The organism is Glutamicibacter sp. PAEs-4 (genome assembly GCF_051161755.1).
GTDB lineage: Bacteria > Actinomycetota > Actinomycetes > Actinomycetales > Micrococcaceae > Glutamicibacter > Glutamicibacter nicotianae.
This window is the reverse complement of sequence record NZ_CP195017.1, coordinates 2,275,850-2,300,866: the sequence shown is the minus strand read 5'-3', so window position 1 is coordinate 2,300,866 and position 25,017 is coordinate 2,275,850. Positions and strand designations below refer to the sequence as shown.

Sequence of the window (25,017 nt, the reverse complement as noted above, 5' to 3'; positions counted from 1 at the left end):
GCTCAGTGGTTCTTCCGGTGCTGGCTCTGCTGGGGCTTGACGGTTTCGATCATCCCGGTTTGCGGCTGGGAGTTCTTGTTGCCGCCTTTTTTCTTGGCGCGCAGGTGCAGCTCTTCGCCGTCGGTGGTTTCCAGCAGCTCTTCAAGGACATTGCGCAATTCTGAACGGACGTAGTCGCGGGTGGCGACATCGCGCAGGGCCAGACGCAGGGAAGCCAGCTCGCGGGTCAGGTACTCGGTGTCGTACAGGTTGCGTTCTGCACGGGCGCGGTCCTCGGACAGCGAGACGCGGTCGCGGTCATCCTGGCGGTTCTGCGCCAGCAGCAGCAGCGGAGCCGCGTAGGAAGCCTGCAGGGAAAGCATCAGCGTCAGCGCGGTGAAGCCGATGGTGGCATCGTCGAAACGCCAATTGATCGGCGCGACCGAATTCCAGATCAGCCAGAAGGCGCAGAATACCGTCATGTACAGCAGGAACTGCGGGGTGCCCATGAAGCGGGCGAACTTCTCCGTGGCCGAACCGAAGAGGTCGGGGTTCGGGGAGAACCGCGGCCAGAAGCGTTGCCGTGCTGCAAGCGGGGTATCCAGGCCGTTACTCTTGCGCTGCTCAGCCATAGCTGGAACTCCTTTGCTGCTGGTGGGTAGTTGGGGCGTTGGCTAGTCCTGGGAACGCCAGTCATCCGGAAGGATGTGGTCCAGCACGTCATCCACGGTGATGGCGCCGACCAGCCGGCCCTCCTTGTTGGTCACGCCTACACTGGTGAGGTTGTAGGTGGCCAAATGGCGAACCACTTCGGTGATATTGGCCAGATCCGACATCGGTTCCAGCTCGGTATCTAGGATATCGCCCAGCGGTTCCGGGGGAGCGGCACGCAGCAGCGCCTGGATGTGAACTTGGCCCAGGTAGCGTCCGGTGGGGGTTTCCAGAGGCGGGCGCACCACATACACGGTGGAAGCCAGCGCGGGGCTCAACTCCTCCAGACGCACCGAGGCCAAAGCTTCCGCGACCGTGGATTCCGGGGTGAGGATGACCGGAACAGGGGTCATGATCGATCCGGCGGTGCCTTCGGGGTAGGCGAGCAGGCGGCGGACGTCCTTGGCCTCTTCCTCGTTCATCAGATCCAGCAGCTGGTGCTTGGTCTCTTCGCTGACTTCGGCCAGGAGGTCGGCCGCGTCATCCGGGTCCATTTCCTCAAGCACGTCCGCGGCGCGTTCCAGCCCCAGTGCGGAGAGGATTTCCACCTGCTCGCGGTCCGGGAGCTCCTGGAGCACGTCAGCCAAGCGCTCATCTTGCAGATGGGCGGCAATTTCCAGGCGTCGCTTCTCATTCATTTCGTGCAAGGCGTCGGCGAAGTCTGCGGGCTTCATCTCGTCGTGGGCTGCCACGAAGGTGTCAGCGGACTGCGGTTCGCTCTTCGAACCGTGGCTGACCTCGTCCCAGGAGACCAGGACCTTGTTGCGGCGGCGCGAACGCAGGCCCAGCAGATTGGCGGTCGGTTCGCCGCGCTGGACATAGTATTCGTTGATTTCCCAGTCGCCGCGACGGGTCTGCGCAAGGCCGATATCCTCGATGACGCCGCGGCCGGACCCGTCAGTGAAGGTGATGGTGCGGTCGAACATTTCGGCGGCCACCAGAATTTCCTGGCCGCGCTGCTGGAAGCGGCGCATGTTCACCAGGCCGTTGCAGATCACCTGGTTGGCTTCCATGGACTGGATGCGGGTCATCGGAACGAAGACCCGCCGCTTGCCGGGGACCTCGACGACCAGGCCCACGCAGGCGGCGGGTTTCTTGGGGCCGCGGGAGACCACCACGACATCGCGTAAACGGCCTAGGCGGTCGCCCAAGGGGTCAAAGACATCAAGCCCGAGCAGCCGGGCGACGAAGATTTTAGACACTTGTGCGCTCACCTTCCTAGACTATCGCGTTCACGGCCTGTTCCCGGTGTGCCAAGCCACAGGCGACGCCCTGTTTCTTTCACCCACAGCGATAGTTGCTTCACAACTATGCAGGCTCACAGTAAACCCGTGCACAATATAGATATGACCTCGCCTCATGGAGTAAATTCGATTAGCACCAGCGGCCTGCCGCGCGGAGAACTGCTTGGACGTTACACCAGCTATCTCGATGCCCAGAAGCTCGTGGATTACCTGGCCGATAATGATTTCCCGGTTGCTGCGGTAAGCATCGTCGGCAACGACGTGCGCACCGTGGAGCGGGTCACCGCGAAGCTTTCCTACCCGCGCGTGGCGCTGGCCGGTGCGGCCCAGGGCGGCATGATGGGCCTGTTCGTCGGCCTGCTGCTGACGCTCTTCGGGGGCGGCGGAAACGGGCTGTACCAGATTCTCTCCGCAATCGGCCTGGGCATGGCTATCTGGATGATCGCTGGCGTGATCAGCTATTCGACCCGTCGTGGCAAGCGCGACTTCGCGTCTTCCAGCCAGTTCGTGGCCACCAGCTTCGACGTAGTGGTTGATTTCGAGCATGCGCAGGCTGCCCGCACCCTGGCCTCCAAGTTGCCTATGCGCCCGCAGCAGGCCCCGGCGCACCCAGCTTCCCAGGCCCCGCAGCAGCAGGCGCCTGCCGTCCCCGCCACGCCTCCAGCACAGCCTGCCGCGGCCGCACCGGCCAGTGGTGCGCAGCCCGCAACGGGCGCGGAGCGCAGCTCGCAGTTCCCCGACCTGCCAGATGGCCGCCCGCGCTATGGCGTGCGAGTGAACGAGGCCCAGCCAGCAGCTCCAGCGGCACAGCCGGCCAAGGAGGAAGCCCAAGCACCGGCATCCGAGGCCAAGGAAGCGCAGGACCTGTCGGAAGTCGAGCCGAAGGTTGATACCTCGCAGCAGCCGCAAGCCCAAGCCGAAGAACCTGACCAGGACTCGGCATCCCGCAAGGATTCGGAAGGCTAGGCGACAGCCGGGCACAAGCAAGGCCTGGGTGCAGTTACCACGGTAACCGCACCCAGGCCTTCGCCGTTTAACGCTGCCGGAGGATTCAGCCGCGCAGCTTAGCCATCCACGCTTCGACCTCGTCAGGCTTGCGCGGCAGGGCAACGCTCAGGTTCTCGGCGCCATCGGCGGTGACCAGAATGTCATCCTCGATGCGCACGCCCAAGCCGCGGTATTCTTCGGGGATCGCCAAATCCTCGTCCTTGAAATACAGGCCAGGTTCGATGGTGAAGACCATGCCTTCTTCCAGCTTGGCATCCAGGTACAGGTCGGCGCGTGCCTGCGCGCAGTCGTGCACGTCCAGGCCCAGATGGTGGCTGGTGCCATGCGGCATCCAGCGGCGGTGATGCTGGCCTTCTGGATCCATTGCTTCTTCCACGGAGACCGGCAACAGGCCCCAGTCGGACAGGCGCTCGGCCAGGACGCGGGTAGCGATCTGGTGCAGGTCGCGGAACTTCAGTCCCGGCTTGGCCGCGGCGAACGCGGCATCGGCGGCATCCAGTACGGCCTGGTAGACCTTGCGCTGTACCTCGGTGTACTTGCCTGACACCGGCAGCGAACGGGTGATGTCCGCGGTGTACAGCGATTCGGCCTCGACACCGGCGTCCAGCAGCAGCACCTCGCCCGGCTTGACGGATCCGGTGTTGCGGATCCAGTGCAAGATGGTGGCGTTGTTGCCCGAGGCGGCGATGGTGTCATAGCCCAGCTCGTTGCCCTCAAGGCGGGCACGGGCGAAGAAGGCGCCTTCGACAACGCGTTCGCCGCGTTCGTGGGCGACGGCCTTGTCCAAGTTGCGCACCACATCTTCGAAACCGTTGATGGTTGCGGCAACCGACTTGCGCAGCTCCGCGATTTCGTATTCGTCCTTGATGAGGCGAAGCTCGGAAACGAACTCGGACAGCTCGGTATCCAGGGCGTCGCTGGCTTCCAAGTCCTGCCCGGTGTTGATGCGCGAGGTGTCCACCAGCGCCTCGATGTTCAGGTCGACTTCGCGCACCAGGCGGATGCGGATGCCGCCCAGGGCCTGCGGGCCGGAGTTCTTGGTGATCGCCATTTCCAGCTGTTCCAGCGAGTCGGTAGGCATCCCGGTGCGTGCCGACAGCGAGGAGAGGGTAGGGCGCGGGCCGACCCAGAATTCGCCGGACCGCGAGTTCAGGTAGAAGTCGGTGGTGTCGCGGCCGGCCATCGGCGCGAAGTACAGGGTGGAGACGTGGTTGGAGCCGTGCTCACCTGCGCCGTCATCGGTTGGTTCCATGACCAGTACTGCGTCGGGCTCGTGGTCGACGCCCAGACCGGTGAGGTGGGCGAAGGCCGAATGCGGGCGGAAGCGGTAGTCGGTGTCGTTGGAACGGACCTTGAGCGGGCCGGCCGGGATTACGATGCGTTCGCCCGTGAAGTTTTCCGAGAGCTTGACACGACGGGCCGCCGCGTAGCTGGCAGCGGCATCCTGCTCTGGCAAGTCCGAGGTGTCCTGGGCCCACGAGGAGGCCATGAATTCCTGGAATGCCTTGGACGTTGGACGCTGGGAACGGTTGTTCACGCGGTCTTCCAACGGCTGATCAGTGCTTGGTGCAGTTGAATCTTGATTGGTCATGCTCCAAGTGTGTCACCATCAGGTGTATCCCAGCAAAGAATCAGCGCAGGGGATAACCTAGGCATATGCGAATTGACCTGCACACCCACTCCAATGTGTCCGACGGAACTGAAACTCCGTCCGAGCTGATGCGCGCAGCGTCGGCTGCCGGCCTGGATGTCGTGGCGTTGACAGATCATGACCAGACCAGCGGTTGGGACGAAGCCACGGCGCAGGCGCGGAAGCTGGGACTGGGGTTCGTTCCGGGCATGGAAATCACCTGCCAGGATGCCCACGGCATCAGCGTGCACCTGCTCAGCTACCTGCACGACCCCACCTACCAGCCACTGCTCGATGAGCTGGGCCGCGCGCTGAACTCGCGGATCATCCGCGCCCGCCGCATTGTCGATCTGCTGGCCGAGGACTATCCGATCAGCTGGGATCTGGTGGGGGAGCATTGCCTTCCGGGCTCCACCGTTGGCCGCCCGCATATTGCCGATGCGCTGGTGACCGCGGGAGTGGTGGAGAACCGCAACGAGGCGTTTGCCAACATCCTGTCCTCGCGTTCGCGCTATTACGTGTCGCATCCAGCGGTGAATCCGGCCACTGCCGTGCAATTGGTACGGGAAGCTGGCGGCGTTCCGGTGTTCGCGCATCCCAAGGCCTCAGCCCGGGGACGGGTGGTTCCCGACTCGACCTTCTACGAGATGATCGAGGCCGGTCTGGCCGGGGTTGAAGTGCACCACCGGGACAATACCGCAGAGGGGAAATCCTGGCTGCTCGAGCTGGCCGCCGAGCACGATCTGATCGTTACCGGCTCGTCGGACTACCACGGGACCGGAAAGCTGAACCGGCTCGGTGAGAATCTCACCGAGCCGGACATGCTGCAAAGAATAATCGCCGAGGGGACTGGGACTCAGGCCTCGATGTAAGTGGTGCCTTCAGGCAATCGGGCCTTCATCACCTCGATGGCTTCGACGTTCTGGTCAATCAGCACATACTGGCGTCCCAGCTTCGCCGCCACCGCACCGGTGGTGCCGGAACCGGCGAAGAAGTCCAGCACCCAATCGCCGGGGCGCGAGGACGCGGCCACGATCCTGCGCAGCACGCCTTCGGGCTTCTGCGTCGGATAGCCGGTCTTTTCCTTGCCAGTAGGCGAGACGATCGTGTGCCACCAGACATCCGTGGGAAGCTTGCCCAGGGCGCGCTTCTCCGGGGTCACCAGTCCGGGAGCCATATACGGTTCGCGATCCACCTCGGCCGAATCGAAGTGGTACTTCTTCGGATCCTTCACATAGACCAGGATGGTGTCGTGCTTGGCCGGCCAGCGGCTCTTGGCACGAGCCCCATAGTCGTAAGCCCAGATCAGTTCGTTCAGGAAGCACTCCCGGCCGAAAATCCCGTCGAGCAGCACCTTCACATAATGCACCTCGCGGTAATCCAGGTGCACGTAGAGCGTGCCGTCCTCGGCCAGCAGGCGGTGGGCCTCGCGCAGCCGCGGCTCGATGAAGCTGAGGTAGTCGTCAAAGGCATCGTGATACGACCGGGCGATCCCCAGCTCGGTGTTGTACTCGCGCCCCTTGAATCCGGTGCGGTCGCCTTCGCCTTCGGCAGCGCGGACCATGGTGCGCTGGGCGCGGGTCTGCTTGCGTCCGGTGTTGAATGGCGGGTCCACGTAGATCAGGGTGAAGCTCTGATCGGGCAGGGCGCCGAGGATGGAGAGGTTGTCGCCGTGGTACACGGTATTGCCCGAGGCTGGAACGCCGGACGCGTGGGCGTCTGGTGTTCCAGCATCAGGCAAAGCTGGTTCTTCGGGTAGAGCGAGCACCGCTGGTGTGAGTTCCTTTCGGAAAAGTTGACTGGCCGATTGGACTGGGATCAGTCCTGGCCGCCTGCTTCGGTGCTGCGGGTGCGGCGGCGCGGACGGCGGCGGCGTGCCGGTGCTGCGCCCTCGGCCGCTGCCTGCTCCTCGCCGGCCACATGGGTTTCGCGGTGGCGCTCGTTTTCGCGTGCCGGACGATCCTGCTTGCCCTTGGAATGGCCGTGGCGTGCGCCGTCCTGCTCGGCACCGGAGCCCTGCCCGCCGCGCTGGCGCGTCTGCACGCCGTTCACGGTGCGGGTGCGGGTGCGCGAATTGCTGCGGCGGCGCGGGGTGCGCGCTGATTCCTCGCGGCGCGGCGAACCATCGCCCTCGGCGGCGGCAGTCTTCTTGGCACGCTGCAGCCGGCCTTTGGTGCCCTTGGGGATATCCAGGTCGGTGAAGAAGTGCGGCGACGAGGAGTAGGTTTCCACCGGCTCGGGAACGTTCAGGCCCAGCGCCTTGTTGATCAGCGACCAGCGCGGCACCGAGTCCCAGTCCACGAAGGTCACCGCGGTGCCGGTGTTGCCGGCACGGCCGGTGCGGCCCACACGGTGCAGGTAGGTGTTCTCGTCATCCGGGCACTGCAGGTTGACCACGTGGGTGACGTCATCCACGTCGATGCCGCGGGCCGCGACGTCGGTGGCGACCAGGATGTCGACCTTGCCCGAGCGGAAGGCCTTCAACGCCTGCTCGCGGGCGCCCTGGCCCAGATCGCCGTGCAGCGAACCGGCATTGAAGCCGCGGTCCACCAGCTCATCAGACAGCTTGGCAGCCGAGCGCTTGGTCTGGGTGAAGATGATGGTCTTGCCGCGGCCTTCGGCCTGCAGCAGGCGAGCGACCATCTCGTCCTTGTCCATGTTGTGCGCACGGTAGACCAGCTGGCGGATGTTGCGTTTGGTCAACGAATCGTCATCGCCCGGGTCCTGGGCGCGGATGTGCGTAGGTCGGGTCATGTAGCGGCGGGCCATGGTGATCACGGCGCCGGGCATGGTGGCCGAGAAGAGCATCGCCTGGCGTACCGGCGGCAGTGCGGCCAGGATGCGCTCGACATCCGGCAGGAAGCCGAGGTCCAGCATCTCGTCAGCCTCGTCCAGCACCACGGTGCGCACCTGCTTGAGGTTCAGCACGCGCTGGCGGTTCAGGTCGATCAGGCGGCCCGGGGTGCCCACAACCACGTCGGTGCCGGCCTTCAGCGCGGCAATCTGCTCCTCGTAGGGGCGCCCGCCGTAGATGGTGGTGATCGAGATGTTCGAGTGCTTCGAAGCCTGGGCCAGGTCGGCGCCGACCTGGATGGCCAGCTCGCGGGTCGGTGCGACGATCAAGGCCTGCGGGGCACCGGGGAATTCAAGATCCCCGTAGCCCTTGTCGCCCTCGCGGATCACGCGCTGCAGGGCAGGAATGCCGAAGCCCAGGGTCTTTCCGGTACCGGTCTTGGCCTGGCCGATGATGTCGTTGCCGCCCAGGGCAACTGGCAGGGTCAGCGCCTGGATCGGGAAGGGGTACTCGATCCCGGCTTCCGAGAGCGAAGCAACAATGTCTTCGCGAACGTTCAGATCGGCAAAACTCTGCTTGGCCGGTTCTGCGGGGGTTGGCTCGTTGTCTTGTGGTTCGGCAGCTGCGGCCGAAAGCGTCGTGTCAGTCACGATGTCCGTGTTCTCGTTTCATGCGGGCACGGCACCTGTTCCCTTCCGGCTTGCAAGAAGCCGGGAGCATGCAGGGTGCCGTACGAATCCAGCGGAGCCGATCGCTGCTTTCACGCTCGGTAGCTTGGTCAAGCACCTGCGGGATGGCGACCGCTGGGAAGTCGCCATAAAACTGTTTCATCTATCAGCCCATTGCGATCGGGCATCCTAATTGCTAATAGGCCAAGCATAGCCGGTTTTGACCGGAAACCCGGGCTTAGGAGTCCGAAGCCACGATTTCGAAGCTGATCTTGCGCACTTCGGGATCGGCCTGCACCAGCTTCACGCGCACCAGGGTGCCTGGCTGGGCGGATCCGGTAAAGGATCCGGTAATCGGTTCATCTGCCAGCTGGAGGACACCGGGACGAATCTTGCCGTCCTCTTTCTGCTCAGCGGACTTCAGCACGATGGCCTGGAATTCTTCCCCGACCCGTGTTTTGAGCACATAGGCTTCGAGCAGGTCAACGGCCGCATTGTTCACCCGGTTGGCGGCAGTGCTGCTGCTGCGCATCAGCCCGGGCAGATCCTCCAACGCCGAGCTGAGCTGTGCCGGGAGCGGCTGGCCGGTGGACAGCAGGTTGCAAGTGAGCAGCACGAAGCGGTCCACGAGACGGCGCAGCGGCGCGGTGGTGTGCGCGTAGGGCGCTGCCAGTGCCGCCTGGATGAGTTCTTCCTCGGGCTGCCCATTGATGACCTGGTAGTCCGCGCCGCGGAACAGGGCGGCGGCGCGATGCATGATGACCAGCTGCTTCGGGTCGCTGACGTCCAATGCATGCAGGTACTGCCCGTAGCTGAGCGATTCATCCCACGGAGTGCCGAGCAGCTGTGTTTGGGTACGGAATTCGCGCTGGTCTGCGTCGTCCGGGGCAGGCATGGTGCGCAAGATGCCCACGCCGGCTTTGAGCATGATGCGGGCCGCGGCAATGCCGGTGAGCAGGGAAATCTGCGCGTTGTGGCCTTCCAGCGGCAGGGGAGTGCGGCTGACCAGCTTGTAGCCCTCGCCTGCTTCTTCAATTTCCTGATCCGGCAAGTTCAAGGAGGCGCCGCCGCGCAGTTGCTCTTGGCGCAGGCGGGCCGCGCCGATTTCGGCGAGCAGCTCGAGCTGCTCATCGGGTTCTCCCGAATCCAGCCGGGCCTGGGCCGAGGCGTAGTCCAGCTGCGCCCTGGAACGGATGCGCGCGCGGTTCAGTTCGACCTTGCCGAGGGCGCCATCGGCGTCCAGGGAAATTTTCCAGTGGAATGCCGGTCGTTCCTTGCCCGGCAGCAGCGAGCCCTGGTCCTCGGAGATCAGCGGCGGGTGCAAGGTGATCTTGCGGTGCGGCAGATAGTAGGTCTGGCCGCGTTGGCGGGCCACCGCATCAAGCTGGCCGCCCAGGGCAACGAAGGCTGGCACGTCGGCGATGGCGTAGTGCACTGTGTAGCCGTCGCCGTGCCGTTCAAGGAACATCGCCTGGTCGAGATCGGTGGCGCCGGGTGGATCAATGGTGAAGAAAGGGATGCCGGTCGCGTCCTGGTCGGGGAGCTGCAATTGGGCTACCGCCTGCTCTGCGGCTTCCAAAGTCTGCTCGTCGAAAGGTGCCGGCACCTCGAACTCCGCTTCCAGGCCGAGCAGCAGCTGGGCCAGCGAGTTGGCGGGAACCGGGCGGGGGCTTCGGATTCTTCGTTCAGTCACACCCAAGGAATATCACGACTCGGTGACTCGAATCACTATTTGGGCAAAGAAATAGCCGGTTTCGCATTCGGGCGAAACCGGCCACCAGCTGCCAAGGCGGGGCCTTGGCGAGCTGCAAGCGCTACTGTGCGAAGCCGACGCGGCGCACTTCTTCCGGGCCAACCTCAACGTAGGCGATGCCAGCGGAAGGCACCAATACCTCGCGGCCCTTTGGATCCTTCAGTGCCAGAACGGTTCCGTCGGCGATAGCCTTCGCTACCAGCTCGTTGACTTCGGCGTTGCTCAGCTCGGAGTCAAGCACTACTTCGCGGGCTACATTCTGAATGCCAATGCGGATTTCCATGATTGTCGCAGATCCTCTCGAACGAAATAGGTGTCCCGTGTGGGGCCTCTGGTCACTAATTTAGCTAGTTTTCCTTCGGGAACTGCGAAATTCCGCGCCAAGCTAAACGGGAGATCAGCTCGACTGCTGCCTCCTGGTCCACCGAGGACTCGCTGGTGGCCCAATAGCGAGCCGAAACCTGCGAGAGCCCGGCCAGTGCGCGGCCTGCCAGCAGGCCTTCGTCCTCGCTCATATCGGTATCCTCGACGACGACGCGGGCGATGGAGGAAGCCAGCGAGCTGTTGAACTGCTCGATGCGATGGGCGATCAGCGGATCGGAGAGGACATCGGATTCGAAGATCAGGCGGTAGGCCTGGGATTCGCCCTTGATGTAGCTGTAGTACGTGTTGATGGTGGCGAAGACACGCTCGCGGTTGTCATTCGTGGAGCGGATCGCTTCATCGAGCTGCCGGCTGAAGTCGGCCAGGTGGGAATCGAGCAAGGCGAGATACAGTTCGCGCTTGCCGGGGAAGTGCTGGTAGAGGACCGGCTTGGAGACCAAGGCGACTTCAGCAATTTCGTCCATCGACGCGCCATGATAGCCGTGGGCCACGAAAACCTGGTGCGCTGCCTGCAGCAACTGGCGCCGACGCGCTTCACGTGGCATCCGTTGGGGGCGGGTGCCTTTGATATTTTCGAGTTCCGTCATGTCGAATGGGGCCTTTCCAGCTGCAGAGTGATCAGCTCCCAAGTCATCGAAGGAATTGTCGGGAGAGTAATCTACTTGGAAGTAGTATTCCATGCTTCTGTGCGGAAAGTGGAAAAAACCGACGGGAAATCAGATTTTCTACGCTGATTTGACTTCAGGCGCGGCAGGGCAGTTGCCCTGGGCCTGCAGTGGTTCCGATTTCTCGGCAACGGGCTGGTCAAGTTCCAAGCCGTAGAGGGTTTCCAAGGCCGCGACATACTCGCTGGTGCGGCCTTCGCCTGCCAGCTCGCGGGCGCGCATGGTCGGCACGTGCAGCAGCTGGCGCACCATGCGGCGCATGGCGAGTTCCACTTCCTCGGCGGCGGCGCTGCAGCCGTGCTGTGCGCGGACCTTGGCGATTTCCGCATCCAATACGGTCTTGGTGTGCTGGCGCAGGGCGACAATCGCGAAGTCGGCTTCGCGTTCCCGCTGGGCTGCGGCGAACTCAGCGGTGGCCTTCTTGACGATCCGGCTCGCCGCGTGGACGGCCATCGCCTGTTCGGTCGGGGCAGCCATGCGCACCGATTCCAAGGTAATCAGCTCGACATCCGGCAGTTCCACCAGGGTCGGGTCGAAGTCGTGGGTGAGCGCCATGTCGATGGCGATCAGCGGGTGGTTCTTCACCCGCAGGGCTTCGAGCTCTTCGCGGGCCAGCTGGTGCCCGCCTCCGGAGCAGCCCACGATGATGTCGGCTTCGCGTAGGGCCTGCGGCAGCAATTCGTCGTTCAACGGGAATCCGCCGCGCTTGGCGGTGAAATCTGCGGCGCGTCCCGAATGCGAGTAGACCGAGATGCGCTGGACCCCGCGTTCCTTGAGCAACGCCATCGTGGCGCCAGCGTAGGAACCGGTGCCAAAGAGCACGACGTCCTGTTCGGACCAGTCGCTGGCTTCATCGCGTAGCTCTTCGGCCAGATCGAGGGCTACCGAAACCACGGACTTGCCCTGGGTGCCGAGGTTGGTGTTCGAACCGACATCCTTGGCTGCGCGGGTGGCGTTCTGGAACAGCCGGGTGAGGTTGCTGGTCGTGGTCTTCTCCTGCTGCGCCTGGGTCAGGGCGCGACGCACCTGCCCAGCGATTTCGCGTTCGCCGACCACGGCAGAGTCCAGGCCGGCGCCGACGGAGAAGAGGTGCTCGATGACCGGGTCGCCTTCCAGCGTGGTCAGGCGGCGGGACAGGAATTCGGGGGAGAGGCCTGCGTTGGCGGCCAGCTCGTTGACCAGATGTTCCGCTGCATCCTCCGCATGGTCCACGTCTGCGTAGACCTCGAAGCGGTTGCACGTAGCAAGCACGACGGCACCATTGATAACTGCCGATCCGTTAACGGAGGCAGCTGCCAGCCCATCGGCCGAAGCACTGATCTGTGCCACGGTCTCCAGATCGAGCTGCGAATGCGATGCGACAAGAGATAAGAAAACCACAGTGACCCCAGAATAGGCCGGAAAATACCGGCAGACAACGCAGGTGTGCCTAATATGGCATGGTTCCGTGGGGTTAGTTTGCTCACCTTCACCTGCGGGCGAACGCCGTAAATGGGCTTTTAATCCCAAGACTTGGCAGAATTGGGGCATGACCCTGTCGCAGAACCATCCGATGCTTGATGGACGTACCCAAGATTCCGCTTTGATCCAAGCCTTGACCGGCAAGAAGCCTTCGCATCACCCGGTGTGGTTCATGCGCCAGGCCGGCCGCTCGCTGCCTGAGTACCTGAAGCTGCGCGAAGGGGTGAGCATGCTCGACTCCTGCCTGGATCCAGCCATGGCCAGCGAGATCACCCTGCAGCCGGTGCGCCGCCACAAGGTGGACGCTGGCATCTTCTTCTCGGACATCGTCATCCCGCTGCGCCTGGCAGGCATCGGCGTGGACATCGTGCCAGGAGTCGGCCCGGTGCTGGACACCCCGATCCGCACCATGGAACAGGTCGCGGCGCTTCCCGAGCTGACCGACGAGTCGCTGGAACCGATCCGCGAAGCGGTGCGCCTGACCGTAGCAGAGCTGGGCAAGACCCCGCTGATCGGTTTCGCCGGTGCCCCGTTCACCGTGGCCGCCTACATGGTCGAGGGCAAGCCGAGCCGCGACCACCTGGGCCCGCGCACCATGATGCACACCGATGCGGAGGTCTGGGACGGGCTGATGACCTGGGCAGCTAACGCCTCGGGCCAGTTCCTGCGCGCGCAGGTCGAGGCCGGCGCCTCGGCCGCCCAGCTCTTCGACTCGTGGGCCGGGTCGCTGTCGCTGCCGGACTACCAGAAGCATGTCGCCCCGTACTCGGTGAAGTCCCTGGACTACGTCCGCGATCTGGGCGTGCCGCTGATCCACTTCGGCACCGGCACCGGCGAGCTGCTGACCGCGATGCGCGATGCCGGCGTGGATACAGTCGGCGTGGATTACCGCATCCCGCTTGCAACGGCGATCGAGCGTTTGGGTCAGGACGTTTCGGTACAGGGCAATATCGACCCGGCACTGCTGGCAGCCCCATGGGAAGTCCTCGAAGCGCACGTGCGCGAGGTGGTTGCGGCCGGCAAGAAGGCCCGCGGCCACGTGGTGAACCTGGGCCACGGTGTTCCCCCGACCACCGACCCAACCGTGCTGACCCGTGTGGTCGAGCTCATTCACTCGCTGTAATTCAACAGGTCTAAGCTAGGTTTAACGCCGTGTCCCACTGGCCCTCGACGCCACGGCCAGCGGGACAGGGCCTCGGCATATCGTGAAGGTGGAAGGTGCAAGGCACGTGAGCAAGGAACAACGCAATGTGCGCGCAGGGGAATCAGCGCAAGCCACCGGTGCATCCAAGCCGCGACGGGATATTGCCAACGATGCCGCGGCGCACGCCTTGCGCCTGCTGGAAAAGGTGCGCAGCGCCAGCGAAGCACGCCTAGCGAAAACCGGATCAGCGGACCAGGCTGAGAAGCCATCGGCACCGCATGCGGTAGTGGTCGGCGGCGGCATCGCCGGGCTGGTCGCTGCCCGTGAGCTTCGCCAGACCGGACACGAAGTAACCGTGCTGGAAGCAACCGGTACCTTCGGCGGCTGCGTGCGCACGACCGAAGTCGCCGGGCTGGCCATCGATGCCGGCGCGGAATCCTTCGCGCTGCGCGGAGGCATTGTTGCCTCCTACCTCGACGAGCTGGAGTTGGGCGGGCAGATTGCCAAGACCTCAGGTGCGCGGGCCTGGCTCGTCCAGGGCGAGGAGCAGGACATCCTGGCCCACCCGATGCCTGAAACCGCCTTGCTGGGCATCCCGGGCAATGTGCGCACCGACGAGGTGCGCTCGATCATCGGCCGGCCCGCCACCGTGCGCGCCGCGGCGGACCTGATCACTCCGATGAACAAGAAGTGGGCTACCGAGCCGCTGTCCATTGCCGAGGTGGTCCGTTCCCGCATGGGCCAGGCGGTGCTGGACCAGCTGGTGGCCCCGGTCGTCAACGGGGTCTATTCCACCGACCCCGCCAAGATTTCCATTGACGCCGCTGCCCCTGGCCTGCGCCAAGCGATGCTGGAGACCGGTTCGCTGGCTCGCGCCGTCACCAAGCTGCAGGAATCGGCGCCGGCAGGCTCCCGGGTCGCCGGCCTGAACGGCGGCATGTACACCATGGTCGAAGCCCTGGTTTCCCAGCTGGGGGAGGCAGGCGTGGCGCTGGTGCGCAATTCGCCGGTCACCGCGGTGCGCCACGACGGGCAGTCGCCAACCCCGTACACGGTGAGCACCCTGGGCCAGGAACTGCACGCGGACCGGCTCGTCCTGGCAACGCCCGCGGCGTCGGCACTTGCGCTGCTGAACCCGCTGCTGGCACCCGAAGACCAGCTGGCCAGCGAAGGCGGCGACAACGCCATCGCCTTGGCGATCCTGGTGGTCGACAAGCCCGAACTCGACGACGCCCCGCGCGGTTCCGGCGTGCTGGTCTCCAAGGGAGCCCCGCTGACTGCCAAGGCGCTGACCCACTCCACGGCCAAGTGGCCATGGCTGGCGGACGAGGCAGGGCCCGGCACCCACGTGCTGCGCCTGTCCTTCGGGCGCATCGGCGAACATGATGCACTGGTCGAATCCGGGGATGACTCGGCTCTCATCGAACAGGCAATCAAAGACGCTTCAAAGATTCTCGGTGTTCAATTGCATCTTGATGATGTCTTGGGAAGCACCGTTTCACGCTTCAGCGACATGGTTCCGCTGCAAGGCCAAGCCGCTGCCGCGCGCCGTGGCCAGCTGCAGCGCAGCCTGTCGGACTTCGAAGGGCTCGATGTGGTTGGCGCATGGATCGCCGGCACCGGATTGGCACGAGTGATCAGCCAAGCCCGCAGTGCCGTCGCGATCAGCGCCCGCTAACCGCGCCCGGGACAACCAACCTGGACTTTTGTCCGAAACCAGATCAAGGAGAATATCAAGTGAGCAACGCACCGGAGCATAATTCCCCAGTTATTCGCGAACGCGAAAACGCAGGAGAAAACCCGACGTTCTTCTACACTCTCTGGACCATTTTCAAGCGTTCCGACATCGTTGAGCGTTCCGAGGCGGCTGCCGCTGAATTCGATGCACTGGTCTCCGAGCTGGCCGCCGAAGGCGCCACCGTCCGCGGCATCTACGACGTATCGGCCATGCGCGAAGACGCCGACCTGATGGTCTGGGTGCACGGGCCATCGGCCCAGCTGCTCCAGGCTTCGATGCGCAAGATCCGCCGTTCGGCCCTGCTAGAAGGCACCGAGATCGTGTACTCCACCATGGCCGTGCACCGCGAAGCTGAATTCGCCAAGGACCACTCGCCCGCGTTCGCCCGCGGGGTGGCCGCCAAGGAATGGATGACCGTCTACCCGTTCGTCCGCTCCACCGAGTGGTACACCCTGGACCCGGCGGCCCGCGGCAAGATGCTGCGCGACCACGGCATCCTGGGCCGCGAATTCCCCAACGTGCTGGCCAACACCGTGGCCGCGTTCTCCTTCGGCGACTACGAATGGCAGATCTGCCTGGAAGCTGATGACATGATCGACCTGGTCGACATGATGCGCCACCTGCGCTACACCGAGGCCCGCCACCACGTGCGTGAGGAGACTCCGTTCTACACCGGCCGCCGCATTTCGGCAGCCGAAGCGCTCGAGGTGCTGAAGTGAGCCAGGCCTTCGATCCCCGCGAGGGATATGACAGCAACGGCCAGATGATTCCCAAGGCCTACGAGGCCATCCTGCTGGCATCCTTCGGCGGCCCGGAGGGGCAGGATGATGTCATCCCGTTCCTGCGCAAGGTCACCGCGGGCCGCGGCATCCCGGATGAGCGGCTGGAAGAAGTGGCGGTGCACTACCGCAAGAATGGCGGCGTCTCGCCCATCAACGCGCAGAACCGCGCGCTGAAGGCAGCGCTGGAAGCCGAATTGGCCGACCGCGGCATCGACCTGCCGATCTACTGGGGCAACCGCAACTGGCATCCGTTCATCGACGACACGCTCAAGCAGCTGGCAGCCGACGGCCACCGCAAGGTGCTGCTCATGGGCACCGGCGCATACTCCGGCTACTCGGCCTGCCGCCAGTACCGCGAGGATGCCGGCATGGGCCTGGTCAACACCGGCCTGGACGGCGTGGTGGAAGTGGACAAGCTGCGCCAGTTCTTCGACACCCCTGCCTTCATTGCTCCTTTTGTGGATTCCTTGCGCACCTCGCTGGCCAACGTGCGCGCCCAGCTGGCCGAAACAGGCAAGGAAGACGGGGCGATCAAGATCGTCTTCGTCACCCACTCCATTCCGATGTCCGATGCCGAGGCCGCTGGGCCCGAAGGCATCCGGGGCGAGGGATACGAGAATCTCTACACCCGCCAGCACCAGGCCGTAGCCAACGGCATCCTGTCCCAGGTGGAAGAAGCCCAGGGACTGGAGCACAGCCTTGTCTACCAGTCCCGCTCCGGGGCACCGCATGTGCCATGGCTGGAACCGGATATCAACGACGCGCTGGAAGAAGATGCCGCAGCCGGCATCGCCGGTGTCGTGGTGGTGCCCATCGGCTTCATCTCCGATCACATGGAAGTCATGTGGGATCTGGATACCGAAGCCAAGGACACCTGCGCGGAACTGGGCCTGGCCTTTGACCGCGTCGCCACCCCGGGCACCCACCCCGGGTTCATCTCCGGCCTGGTCGACTTGGTCGAAGAACGCCTCGCCGGTCCCGACGGCAAGGCCTTGCGCGCAGGACGCGCCTCGGTGGTCGAGGGCGGCCCATGGTTCGACGTCTGCCGTCCAGGCTGCTGCGAAAAGCGCGCGCTGGATGGAACCCTGCGCCCGACCATCGGCGCCGTCGACTCGGAAGTAGGTGTGCCGGCACCATGAGCGAAGCATTCCGCGTAGGAACCCGCGGCAGCGCGCTGGCAACCACCCAGACCGGGTGGGCCGCCCAGCAGCTGGCCGAGATCTCGGGCCTGGAGGTGCAGACCGTGCTGGTCAAGACCGAAGGCGATGTGGTGACCGGTTCGCTGGCCACCCTCGGCGGCACCGGGGTCTTCGCCGCCGCGTTGCGCCAGCACCTCCTGGATTCCGGGTGCGACCTGGCCGTGCACTCGCTCAAGGACCTGCCCACCGCGCAGCCCGAGGGCCTGGTGCTGGCCGCCATCCCGCCGCGCGAGGACGTGCGCGATGCGTTGTGCTCGCGCGACTCGCTGGGCTTGGACCAGCTGCCGCAGGGCGCGAAGATCGGTACGGGTTCGCCGCGCCGCGCCGCCCAGCTGCTGGCCTACCGCAGCGATTTGCAGATTGTCGATATCCGCGGCAATGTCCCCACCCGCTTGGGACGAGTCAAGGGTGTCGGGGAGACCTTGGATGACGGCAGCGTGGGACGCAGCACCCAGGGCGACCTGGACGCGGTGATCCTGGCGGCAGCCGGCATGCGCCGGTTGGGCTTGGAGAAGCACATCACCGAGTACCTGGATCCTGCCATCATGCTGCCGGCCCCGGGGCAGGGCGCGTTGGCGCTGGAAACCCGTACCGCCGGCTCCGGCCACAAGTCACTGGATGCGGCGTTGGCGCAGTTCGACGATGCCGCCACCCGCATGCAGGTCGAGGCCGAACGCGCGCTGCTGGCTGAACTGGAAGCCGGGTGCGCCGCCCCGATTGGCGCCTTGGCGCATATCGAGGGCGATGAGCTGGTCCTCGAAGCTGTGGCCTGCAACCCTGATGGCTCGCAGACCATGCGCCGCAGCGCCCGCACCGCGGCCAGCTCTGTTCAATCGGCGCAGCAGCTGGGCCGTTCGCTGGCGCAGTCGATGATCGCTGACGGCGCGGCCGTCGTCGCCGGACTGGCCTAGTCCCAGCAGATGGCCTACCAAGCACTGATCCTGCGCAACCCGGCACGCGCCGCGGCCACCGTGCAGGAATTCGAGCAGCTGGGCATCACCTCAAGGTGTGCCCAGCTGATCGATACCGTCTGGCCCGAGGACCGCAGCCAGCTGCACCGCATGGGCGAAGAACTGGTGGCCGGCCGCTTCAGCTGGCTGGTGTTCACCTCGGTGAATACGGTCCATGTTGTTGCACAGGTGCTCGATGGCCGGCAGCTTCCCGCAGATCTGCGGATTGCCTCGGTAGGCCAGAAGACCACCGGCGCAATTGCCCGGCTGCTGGGCCGGTCGGTGCACTTCCAGCCGGCCGAGCAGTCTGCGGCCGGGATGGTGGCCGAATGGCGCCTGGAAGCAGGGGCGCGGATCTGCTATCCGCATGGGGACCTGGCCAGTTCCACGCTGGCTGACGGGCTGGCCGAGCATCCGGTCGAGGTCAGCGAATGCATCGCCTATGAAACCGTTGATGCCGGCCGTGGCGGCCAGCCGGTCACCGAAGCAGTGGCCGCCCCGGGGATCAAGATCCTTCCGGCGGAGCAGATCGGTGCCACACTGGAAGAGCTGGACCTGGTGGTCTTTTCGGCCCCGAGCGTGGTTCGCCGCTTCATCCAGCTGGCAGGCAGCCGCTTGCCGTCCCGGACGCAGGCCATCGCCATCGGCAAGCCGACGGCCGCGGCCATGGAACGCGCCGGGCTGCCCGTGCATGCGATTTCCGCGCAGCCCACGCCGCAGGGCCTGGCCCGTGCGGCCCAAGATTTGCTCCGGCGCACCGGTCCTTCCGGTGCCGTGGAGCGTACCGCAGAATAAGAAGTTATTGAGAACTGGAGAAAGAGGAGCCATGGGTTTCCCCCAGCATCGCCCGCGCCGGTTGCGGCAGAATCCTGCGATCCGCCGTCTGGTGGCCGAAAACGAGCTTTCGACCCGGCAGCTGATCCTGCCCGCCTTCGTGCGCGAAGGGCTGAGCCAGCCCAACGAGATCACCTCCATGCCTGGGGTCTACCAGCACACCATGGATTCGCTGAAGGCGGCCGCCAGCAACGCGGCCGAACTCGGGCTGGGCGGCATCATGCTCTTCGGCATCCCCGAGGAACGCGATGAGAACGGCTCGGCCGGAATCGACCCGCAGGGCATCCTGAACCAGGGCATCGCCGCGGTGCGCGCCGAAGTGGGGGACGAACTGGTGGTCATGTCCGATGTGTGCCTGGATGAATTCACCTCGCACGGCCACTGCGGCGTGCTCGACGAGCACGGCATCGTGGACAATGATGCCACCCTTGAAATCTATGGCCAGATGGCCATGGCGCAGGCCGAGGCCGGCGCCCACATGCTGGGTCCCTCGGGCATGATGGACGGCCAGATCGGCGTCATCCGCCAGGCCCTGGACACTGCCGGACGCCAGGACGTCTCGATTCTCGCCTACAGCGCCAAGTACGCCAGCGCCTTCTACGGCCCCTTCCGCGAAGCCGTGGACTCCCAGCTGGTGGGGGACCGCCGGACCTACCAGATGGATTCGGCCAACCGGAGCGAAGCAGTGCTGGAAGCAGAGCTCGATATTGCCGAGGGAGCCGACATGATCATGGTCAAGCCGGCCATGAGCTACCTGGACATCGTGCGCGACATTGCCGATATCTCCCCGGTTCCCGTTTCCGCCTACCAGATTTCCGGCGAGTACTCGATGATCGAGGCCGCCGCGGCCAACGGCTGGATCGACCGCAAGGCCTCCGTGCTCGAATCGCTGCTGTCGATCAGGCGCGCCGGTGCCCAGCAGATCCTCACCTACTACGCAGCCAAAGTTGCCGGCTGGCTCAAGGAAGGCAAGTAATAAATGTCGAACTCTGAAAAGCTCTTCGCCGAGGCCCGCGAGGTCATGCCCGGCGGCGTGAATTCCCCGGTGCGTGCGTTCGGCTCGGTCGGCGGCGTTCCACCGTTCATGGTCGGCGCCAAGGGCGCGTACCTGAGAGACGCCGACGGCAAGGAATATGTCGACCTGGTCTGCTCGTGGGGTCCGGCACTGCTGGGCCACGCCCACCCGGAAATCCAGGCAGCCGTGCACGCGGCCGTGGACCGCGGCCTGTCCTTCGGCGCATCCACCCCGGATGAGGCCAAGCTCGGCGCGCTGATCAAGTCCCGCATGGGCGGGGTGGACCGCGTGCGCATGGTCTCCACCGGCACCGAAGCCACCATGACCGCGGTGCGCCTGGCCCGTGGCTACACCGGCCGCGACCTGGTCATCAAGTTCTCCGGCTGCTACCACGGCCACCTCGACGGCCTGCTGGCCGACGCCGGCTCAGGTGTTGCCACCCTGGCCTTGCCGGGTTCCGCCGGGGTCACCGCAGCCACGGCGGCAGAAACCCTGGTCCTGCCCTACAACGACCGATCGGCCATCGAGGCGGCCTTCGCGGAGCACGGTGCGAACATCGCCGCGGTGATCACCGAATCGGCTCCGTGCAACATGGGAGTTGTCGTTCCCGAAGACGGCTTCAACAAGTTCCTGAAGGAAACCACCGCCAAGCACGGCGCGCTGCTGATCCTCGACGAGGTGCTTACCGGCTTCCGCGCATCTTCCTCGGGCTACTGGGGTTTGACCGGAAAGGAAGAGGGCTGGAACGCAGACCTCTACACCTTCGGCAAGGTCATCGGTGGCGGCCTGCCTACCGCTGCCTTAGGCGGACGCGCCGAGGTCATGGACTACCTCGCTCCGCTGGGCCCGGTCTACCAGGCAGGCACCCTGTCGGGCAACCCGGTGGCCATGGCCGCCGGCATCGCCCAGCTGACCCACGCCACCGAGGACGTTTACGCGCACCTGACCAAGCAGTCCGAGGCGCTGCAGACCGCGATCACCGAGTCCTTCAACGCCGCAGGCCTGGATCACTCGATCCAGCGCGCAGGCACCTTGTTCTCGGTAGCCTTCGGCACCTCCGAAAAGGGCGTGCACAACTACGCCGATGCGCAGGGACAGGAAGCGTTCCGCTACGCACCGTTCTTCCACTCGATGCTGGACTCCGGTATCTACCTGCCGCCTAGCGTCTTCGAGGCATGGTTCGTCTCGGCAGCCCATGATGATGCGGCGATGGAGAAGATCTTCGCTGCCCTTCCAGCAGCGGCCCAAGCTGCTGCGGCCGCTACGGCTTGATCGTAGTCACTGGAACAAAAGGCTAGGCCTGGCAGGCACCGCACGGTGCCTGCCAGGCCTAGCCTTTTAATTACTGCTGTTCCATCCCGGACAACGGCGGGAAACGCGACTGCCCGAGTTCCTTGCAAGGAACTCGGGCAGTCGCGGATCACGCAGGGACTACGCCCCGTGGCTGGAAAACCGGATTAGAAAGCGGCGATAACGCTGCCGTCGGTCCAGGTCTTCTCGATGTAGTCGCGGACCTCATCGGAGTGCAGCAGCTCTTCGAGCTTCGCAATTGCAGGAGTTTCTTCGCCGTCGCGCCAGGTCAGGAAGTTGGCGTTCGGATTGTTCTCGCCGGATTCCTGGGCAAGAATTTCGTCCTTGTTCAGCTTCGCCTGGACGATGTAGTTGCCGTTGATAACTGCCAGGCCGATGGAGTCATCGGACTTGTAGTACTGGACGACCTGCTCTGCGTTGGCGTCAGTGATTTCCAAGTTCAGCGGGTTCTTTTCCTTGTTGCCATTCACGGTCAGCAGGGAGTCGTCATCGCTGAGGTTCTGCAGCAGGCCAGCTTCTTCCAGTACACGCATGCCGCGGATCTGGTTCACCGGGTCGTTGTTCAGCAGCACCTTGGTGCCCTCGGCGACATCCTTCGGGTCCTGGAACTTCTTCGAGAAGACGGTCATCGGTTCCACGTGCACGCCCGCGCCGTGCGCGAACTCGTAGCCCTTTTCCTTCATTTCGGTAGCCAGGTAGGCCTCGGTCTGGAAGTAGTTGGCATCCAGCGAGCCGTCGGCAAGTCCGGTGTTCGGCGTGACGTAGTCGTCGATTTCCATGACGTCCAGGTCGATGCCGGCATCCTTGGCCAAATTCTCATCGATGAAGTTCAGGATGTCTGCCTGCGGGACCGGGCTGGCGCCCACCTTGATCACCGTAGGGTTTGCTGGATCCAAGGTAGCTGCGGTGTCTGCAGTTGGTTCGCTGCTGCCGCAAGCGGCCAGGGCGAATGCAGTGGCAACACCGGTGATGGCGAGTGCGAGTTTCTTGCGCATAACTTGTCTTTCCTTAGGTAGAGCCGTGAGGCACAATGCGAGTGGTTGGCCGTGTCCTCAGCGATTCGACGGCTCCGCCGGATCAACCGGCGGAAGTTCTAATTAGCGGTGATCAACCTTGCGGGCAATGGCATCGCCGATTACTTGCACCAGCTGGACCATGATCACGATAATCACGATGGTCGCAAGCATGATGGGCATGTTGTAGCGGACGTAGCCGTAGTTGTAGGCCAGACGGCCCAAGCCGCCGCCGCCTACGAGGCCGGCCATGGCGGAGTAGCCGATCAGGGTCACCATGGTGGTGGTGACCGCCGAGATGATGCCGGGCATGGCTTCCGGAACCAGGACCTTGCGAATGGTTTGCAGCTTCGTTGAGCCCATGACCAGGGCAGCATCGACCTTGCCGCTATTGACATCGCGCAGGGCGGTTTCCACCAGGCGGGCAAAGAACGGGATGGTGCCGATAGTCAATGACACGGAGGCGGCGATCGGGCCCAGCGCGGTGCCGATGAGCATCGCGGCGAATGGGATCAGGGCAACCATCAGGATGGCGAACGGGATGGAACGGGTGATGTTCACGATCACCGTGGAGAGAATCGCGTTCAACCAGCGCACGGGCGCCAGTCCGCCCTTGCCGGTCACATGCAGCAAAATGCCCAGCAGCAGACCGATGACGACGGTGATCACACCAGAAATCACGACCATCTGCAGGGTTTCGACGGTCGCTTGGCCAACGGCCTTGAGCACGGTGGGGGTGAAGAAATCCATTGCTTACTTGGCTCCCTTCACGGTAACGGCGATGCCGCTGGACTTCAAGTAGTTCACGATTGCCTCCAGGTCCGCGTCGGGAGCCAGTTGCAGGCGCAAGTGCGCGTACTGCTGCTGGCCGAGCTGCTCAACGGATCCAGCCAAGACATTGACATCGGTGTTGAACATGCGCGAAATGGAAGAGATGACTGGTTGGGTCGCCTGGTCGCCGGTGTAGAGCAGATCGAGGATCGGGCCCTCACCGTCCACGCGTGGTGCATCGCCCGGAAGCGGGAGCAAAGTGGAAGCCAGGCTTCCTGCGGCGTTGGTAATGACCTGCTCGATGTTGCCGTGCTCCACGATCTTGCCGGCTTCAAGCAGCGAGACGGAATCGCAGGCCTGCTTCACGACATGCATTTCGTGGGTAATGATCAGCACGGTGATGTTCAACCGATCGCGCAGCTTCTTGACCAAATCGAGAATTTCGTCGGTGGTCTTCGGATCCAGTGCACTGGTCGGCTCATCGCAGAGCAGGACATCCGGATCGGTTGCCAGCGCCCGGGCGATGCCCACGCGCTGGCGCTGGCCACCGGATAGCTGGGATGGGTAGCCCTTGGCGAACTTGGACAGTCCCACGAGCTCCAGCAGTTCGGCGACCTTTGCGTCGATTTCCGCCTTGGGCGTGCCGACAAGCTCTAGCGGGTAGGCCACGTTCTGCTCGGTGGTGCGCGAATCGAAGAGGTTCGCGTGCTGGAACACCATGCCAATTCGACGCCGCGCGTTCCGCAACTCGTCGGGGCTGACGTTGGTCAGCTCCTTGCCGTTCACGGCGACGGTCCCGGAGGTGGGCTGGTCGAGCAAGGTCAAGCAGCGGACGAGAGTGGATTTACCCGCTCCGGAATGTCCGACAATGCCATGAATTTTCCCGGTAGGGACTTCAAGGCTGACACCATCAAGGGCAACAACATCTTTGCCGTCTTGCTGGTAGACCTTGCGCAGGTCACTAACTGTGATCACTAGGCGTGTTCCTTCAGATTCTCATAGGGTGTAGAGAGTACCCTCTATTGAATCACTATCGAACAAAATCGCCCGAATCAAGGGAAAACCGCGGTCAAGATTCTTAGTATGAGGACTTAGTAGGCAAGCCTTCGAATATAATTTGCTGAATTATGACAGAAAATGAACGATTGACTTCCGCATAGTGGTCCTCGCGCCCAGCGTGACCTATGTGAAATGGCGCACAGGAAGCAGGATCTCTCGAGGTTACGATTCCGTGATGGGCCACGCACCATCGACGACAGCTTCGGGCTTCGTCTTGCGCAGGTACTTCTGGAAACTTTCGGCCTGCTCTTTCGCCCAGCCAATCTGCCAGCCGTGCAGCACCATCGGATCCACTTGCAGCTGCGGGTAGCGTTCTCCCAATTGGCGGGCAACCTCCACGCAGGCGATGGCATCAGCCAGAGACGTGTGCGCGTTTTCAAGGACTACACCGTAGAACTCGCACGCCGCGGCCAGGGTGCGCTTGCCCTTGCGGAATTTGTCGACCTGCTTGTCAATGATGAACGGATCGATGACATTGCCCGGGAAGAACGGTTCAAGGTCGTAGCGAACGGCTTCGCTATAGAGGACCGAAAAATCATAGGAAGCGTTGAATGCAACAATCGGCGCTTGCTCAGAGGCGAACTTCAGCAAATTCAAGATCTCCTGCACCGACTGTTTCGCCGGAGAGCCTTCAGCACGAGCTTTCTCGGTAGAGATTCCGTGAACCGCCGCTGCAGCCTCCGGGATCTCGACCCCGGGGTTCACCAGCCACTCGCGGTTGTTCACCACCTTGCCCTCAGCGTCGAGCAGCACCACCGAAGCGGTCACGATGCGAGCCGTATTGGTATCAACGCCAGTAGTTTCCAGATCAAAGCCAATTGCCAGGCCCTTATGCCATTCAGTCATGGATACAACGCTACAGCCAACGCAGGATAGGACAGCCCCGCGCATTGCGTGTTGTGGA

The 25,017-nt window shown here is 63.9% G+C and carries 23 protein-coding genes; 10 read left to right on the top strand and 13 right to left on the bottom strand.

Features of this window, described 5'->3' with window-relative positions:
• Positions 1–2: 2 nt before the first annotated feature.
• Both ACR9WD_RS10770 and ACR9WD_RS10765 read right to left on the bottom strand, forming a co-directional pair.
• On the bottom strand, positions 3–611 hold the full coding sequence (locus tag ACR9WD_RS10770) for a DUF1003 domain-containing protein (RefSeq protein ID WP_073705968.1): 609 nt from the start codon (positions 609–611) through the stop codon (positions 3–5).
• A gap of 42 nt (positions 612–653) precedes the next feature.
• On the bottom strand, positions 654–1,904 hold the full coding sequence (locus ACR9WD_RS10765; protein WP_038990601.1) for a magnesium transporter MgtE N-terminal domain-containing protein: 1,251 nt from the start codon (positions 1,902–1,904) through the stop codon (positions 654–656).
• Between the two features lie 117 nt (positions 1,905–2,021).
• Here ACR9WD_RS10765 and ACR9WD_RS10760 point away from each other — a divergent pair, with 117 nt between their 5' ends.
• Entirely contained in the window at positions 2,022–2,900 is an 879-nt protein-coding gene (locus tag ACR9WD_RS10760) for a general stress protein (protein WP_208644098.1), read from the top strand.
• 85 nt (positions 2,901–2,985) lie between these two features.
• Here ACR9WD_RS10760 and ACR9WD_RS10755 read toward each other — a convergent pair whose 3' ends face one another.
• Positions 2,986–4,533, bottom strand: coding sequence for an aminopeptidase P family protein (locus ACR9WD_RS10755; protein ID WP_073705970.1), 1,548 nt, complete (start codon positions 4,531–4,533; stop codon positions 2,986–2,988).
• A gap of 65 nt (positions 4,534–4,598) precedes the next feature.
• Here ACR9WD_RS10755 and ACR9WD_RS10750 point away from each other — a divergent pair, with 65 nt between their 5' ends.
• Positions 4,599–5,444 carry a PHP domain-containing protein gene (locus tag ACR9WD_RS10750; RefSeq protein WP_073705971.1) on the top strand — a complete coding sequence of 282 codons (846 nt, stop codon included), beginning with the start codon at positions 4,599–4,601 and terminating at the stop codon, positions 5,442–5,444.
• Here ACR9WD_RS10750 and ACR9WD_RS10745 read toward each other — a convergent pair.
• The 6 genes from ACR9WD_RS10745 to ACR9WD_RS10720 form a co-directional block, all read right to left on the bottom strand.
• On the bottom strand, positions 5,429–6,313 hold the full coding sequence (locus ACR9WD_RS10745; protein ID WP_073706425.1) for a DNA-methyltransferase: 885 nt from the start codon (positions 6,311–6,313) through the stop codon (positions 5,429–5,431). The two genes, ACR9WD_RS10750 and ACR9WD_RS10745, sit on opposite strands and share 16 nt — an antisense overlap.
• 77 nt (positions 6,314–6,390) lie before the next feature.
• The gene (locus ACR9WD_RS10740; RefSeq protein WP_038990597.1) at positions 6,391–8,016 is read right to left on the bottom strand and encodes a DEAD/DEAH box helicase; all 1,626 of its coding nucleotides are present in this window, start codon (positions 8,014–8,016) and stop codon (positions 6,391–6,393) included.
• A gap of 256 nt (positions 8,017–8,272) precedes the next feature.
• On the bottom strand, positions 8,273–9,727 hold the full coding sequence (locus ACR9WD_RS10735; protein ID WP_073705972.1) for an RNB domain-containing ribonuclease: 1,455 nt from the start codon (positions 9,725–9,727) through the stop codon (positions 8,273–8,275).
• 121 nt (positions 9,728–9,848) lie between these two features.
• Entirely contained in the window at positions 9,849–10,070 is a 222-nt protein-coding gene (locus ACR9WD_RS10730; RefSeq protein WP_038990596.1) for a DUF3107 domain-containing protein, read from the bottom strand.
• Positions 10,071–10,134: 64 nt separating this feature from the next.
• Positions 10,135–10,758 (bottom strand): TetR/AcrR family transcriptional regulator, encoded by a 624-nt coding sequence (locus tag ACR9WD_RS10725; protein WP_052253668.1) that lies wholly within the window; start codon positions 10,756–10,758, stop codon positions 10,135–10,137.
• Positions 10,759–10,896: 138 nt separating this feature from the next.
• On the bottom strand, positions 10,897–12,216 hold the full coding sequence (locus ACR9WD_RS10720) for a glutamyl-tRNA reductase (protein WP_073705973.1): 1,320 nt from the start codon (positions 12,214–12,216) through the stop codon (positions 10,897–10,899).
• Positions 12,217–12,364: 148 nt separating this feature from the next.
• Here ACR9WD_RS10720 and hemE point away from each other — a divergent pair, with 148 nt between their 5' ends.
• The 8 genes from hemE to hemL all read left to right on the top strand — a co-directional run bounded on the left by hemE (position 12,365) and on the right by hemL (position 21,231).
• A complete protein-coding gene (hemE, locus tag ACR9WD_RS10715) occupies positions 12,365–13,420 on the top strand; it encodes a uroporphyrinogen decarboxylase (protein ID WP_073705974.1) in 1,056 nt (351 codons plus the stop codon).
• Between the two features lie 82 nt (positions 13,421–13,502).
• The gene (gene hemG, locus ACR9WD_RS10710) at positions 13,503–15,119 is read left to right on the top strand and encodes a protoporphyrinogen oxidase (RefSeq protein WP_371737245.1); all 1,617 of its coding nucleotides are present in this window, start codon (positions 13,503–13,505) and stop codon (positions 15,117–15,119) included.
• Positions 15,120–15,211: 92 nt separating this feature from the next.
• Positions 15,212–15,898 carry a hydrogen peroxide-dependent heme synthase gene (hemQ, locus tag ACR9WD_RS10705; protein ID WP_073706427.1) on the top strand — a complete coding sequence of 229 codons (687 nt, stop codon included), beginning with the start codon at positions 15,212–15,214 and terminating at the stop codon, positions 15,896–15,898.
• Positions 15,895–17,100: a ferrochelatase gene (locus tag ACR9WD_RS10700; RefSeq protein ID WP_083586585.1), complete on the top strand. Its 1,206-nt coding sequence runs from the start codon at positions 15,895–15,897 to the stop codon at positions 17,098–17,100. Before hemQ ends, ACR9WD_RS10700 begins: the two co-directional genes overlap by 4 nt.
• Positions 17,097–18,071, top strand: a complete 975-nt coding sequence (gene hemC, locus ACR9WD_RS10695; protein WP_038990589.1) for a hydroxymethylbilane synthase — start codon at positions 17,097–17,099, stop codon at positions 18,069–18,071. The genes ACR9WD_RS10700 and hemC overlap by 4 nt, the downstream gene beginning before the upstream one ends.
• A gap of 9 nt (positions 18,072–18,080) precedes the next feature.
• Positions 18,081–18,905 (top strand): uroporphyrinogen-III synthase, encoded by an 825-nt coding sequence (locus tag ACR9WD_RS10690; protein ID WP_434922061.1) that lies wholly within the window; start codon positions 18,081–18,083, stop codon positions 18,903–18,905.
• A 31-nt stretch (positions 18,906–18,936) separates the two neighbouring features.
• Positions 18,937–19,920: a porphobilinogen synthase gene (gene hemB / locus ACR9WD_RS10685; protein ID WP_434922060.1), complete on the top strand. Its 984-nt coding sequence runs from the start codon at positions 18,937–18,939 to the stop codon at positions 19,918–19,920.
• Positions 19,921–19,923: 3 nt separating this feature from the next.
• Positions 19,924–21,231 (top strand): glutamate-1-semialdehyde 2,1-aminomutase, encoded by a 1,308-nt coding sequence (gene hemL, locus ACR9WD_RS10680; RefSeq protein ID WP_038990586.1) that lies wholly within the window; start codon positions 19,924–19,926, stop codon positions 21,229–21,231.
• Between the two features lie 185 nt (positions 21,232–21,416).
• Here the strand turns inward: hemL and ACR9WD_RS10675 are convergent, their stop codons facing one another.
• The 4 genes from ACR9WD_RS10675 to ACR9WD_RS10660 form a co-directional block, all read right to left on the bottom strand.
• Positions 21,417–22,265, bottom strand: a complete 849-nt coding sequence (locus ACR9WD_RS10675; RefSeq protein WP_073705978.1) for a MetQ/NlpA family ABC transporter substrate-binding protein — start codon at positions 22,263–22,265, stop codon at positions 21,417–21,419.
• Positions 22,266–22,367: 102 nt separating this feature from the next.
• Positions 22,368–23,033: a methionine ABC transporter permease gene (locus tag ACR9WD_RS10670; protein WP_073705979.1), complete on the bottom strand. Its 666-nt coding sequence runs from the start codon at positions 23,031–23,033 to the stop codon at positions 22,368–22,370.
• A 3-nt stretch (positions 23,034–23,036) separates the two neighbouring features.
• Positions 23,037–24,029: a methionine ABC transporter ATP-binding protein gene (locus tag ACR9WD_RS10665; protein ID WP_038990582.1), complete on the bottom strand. Its 993-nt coding sequence runs from the start codon at positions 24,027–24,029 to the stop codon at positions 23,037–23,039.
• Positions 24,030–24,275: 246 nt separating this feature from the next.
• Positions 24,276–24,959: a 3'-5' exonuclease gene (locus ACR9WD_RS10660; protein ID WP_038990580.1), complete on the bottom strand. Its 684-nt coding sequence runs from the start codon at positions 24,957–24,959 to the stop codon at positions 24,276–24,278.
• Between the last annotated feature and the right edge of the window lie 58 nt (positions 24,960–25,017).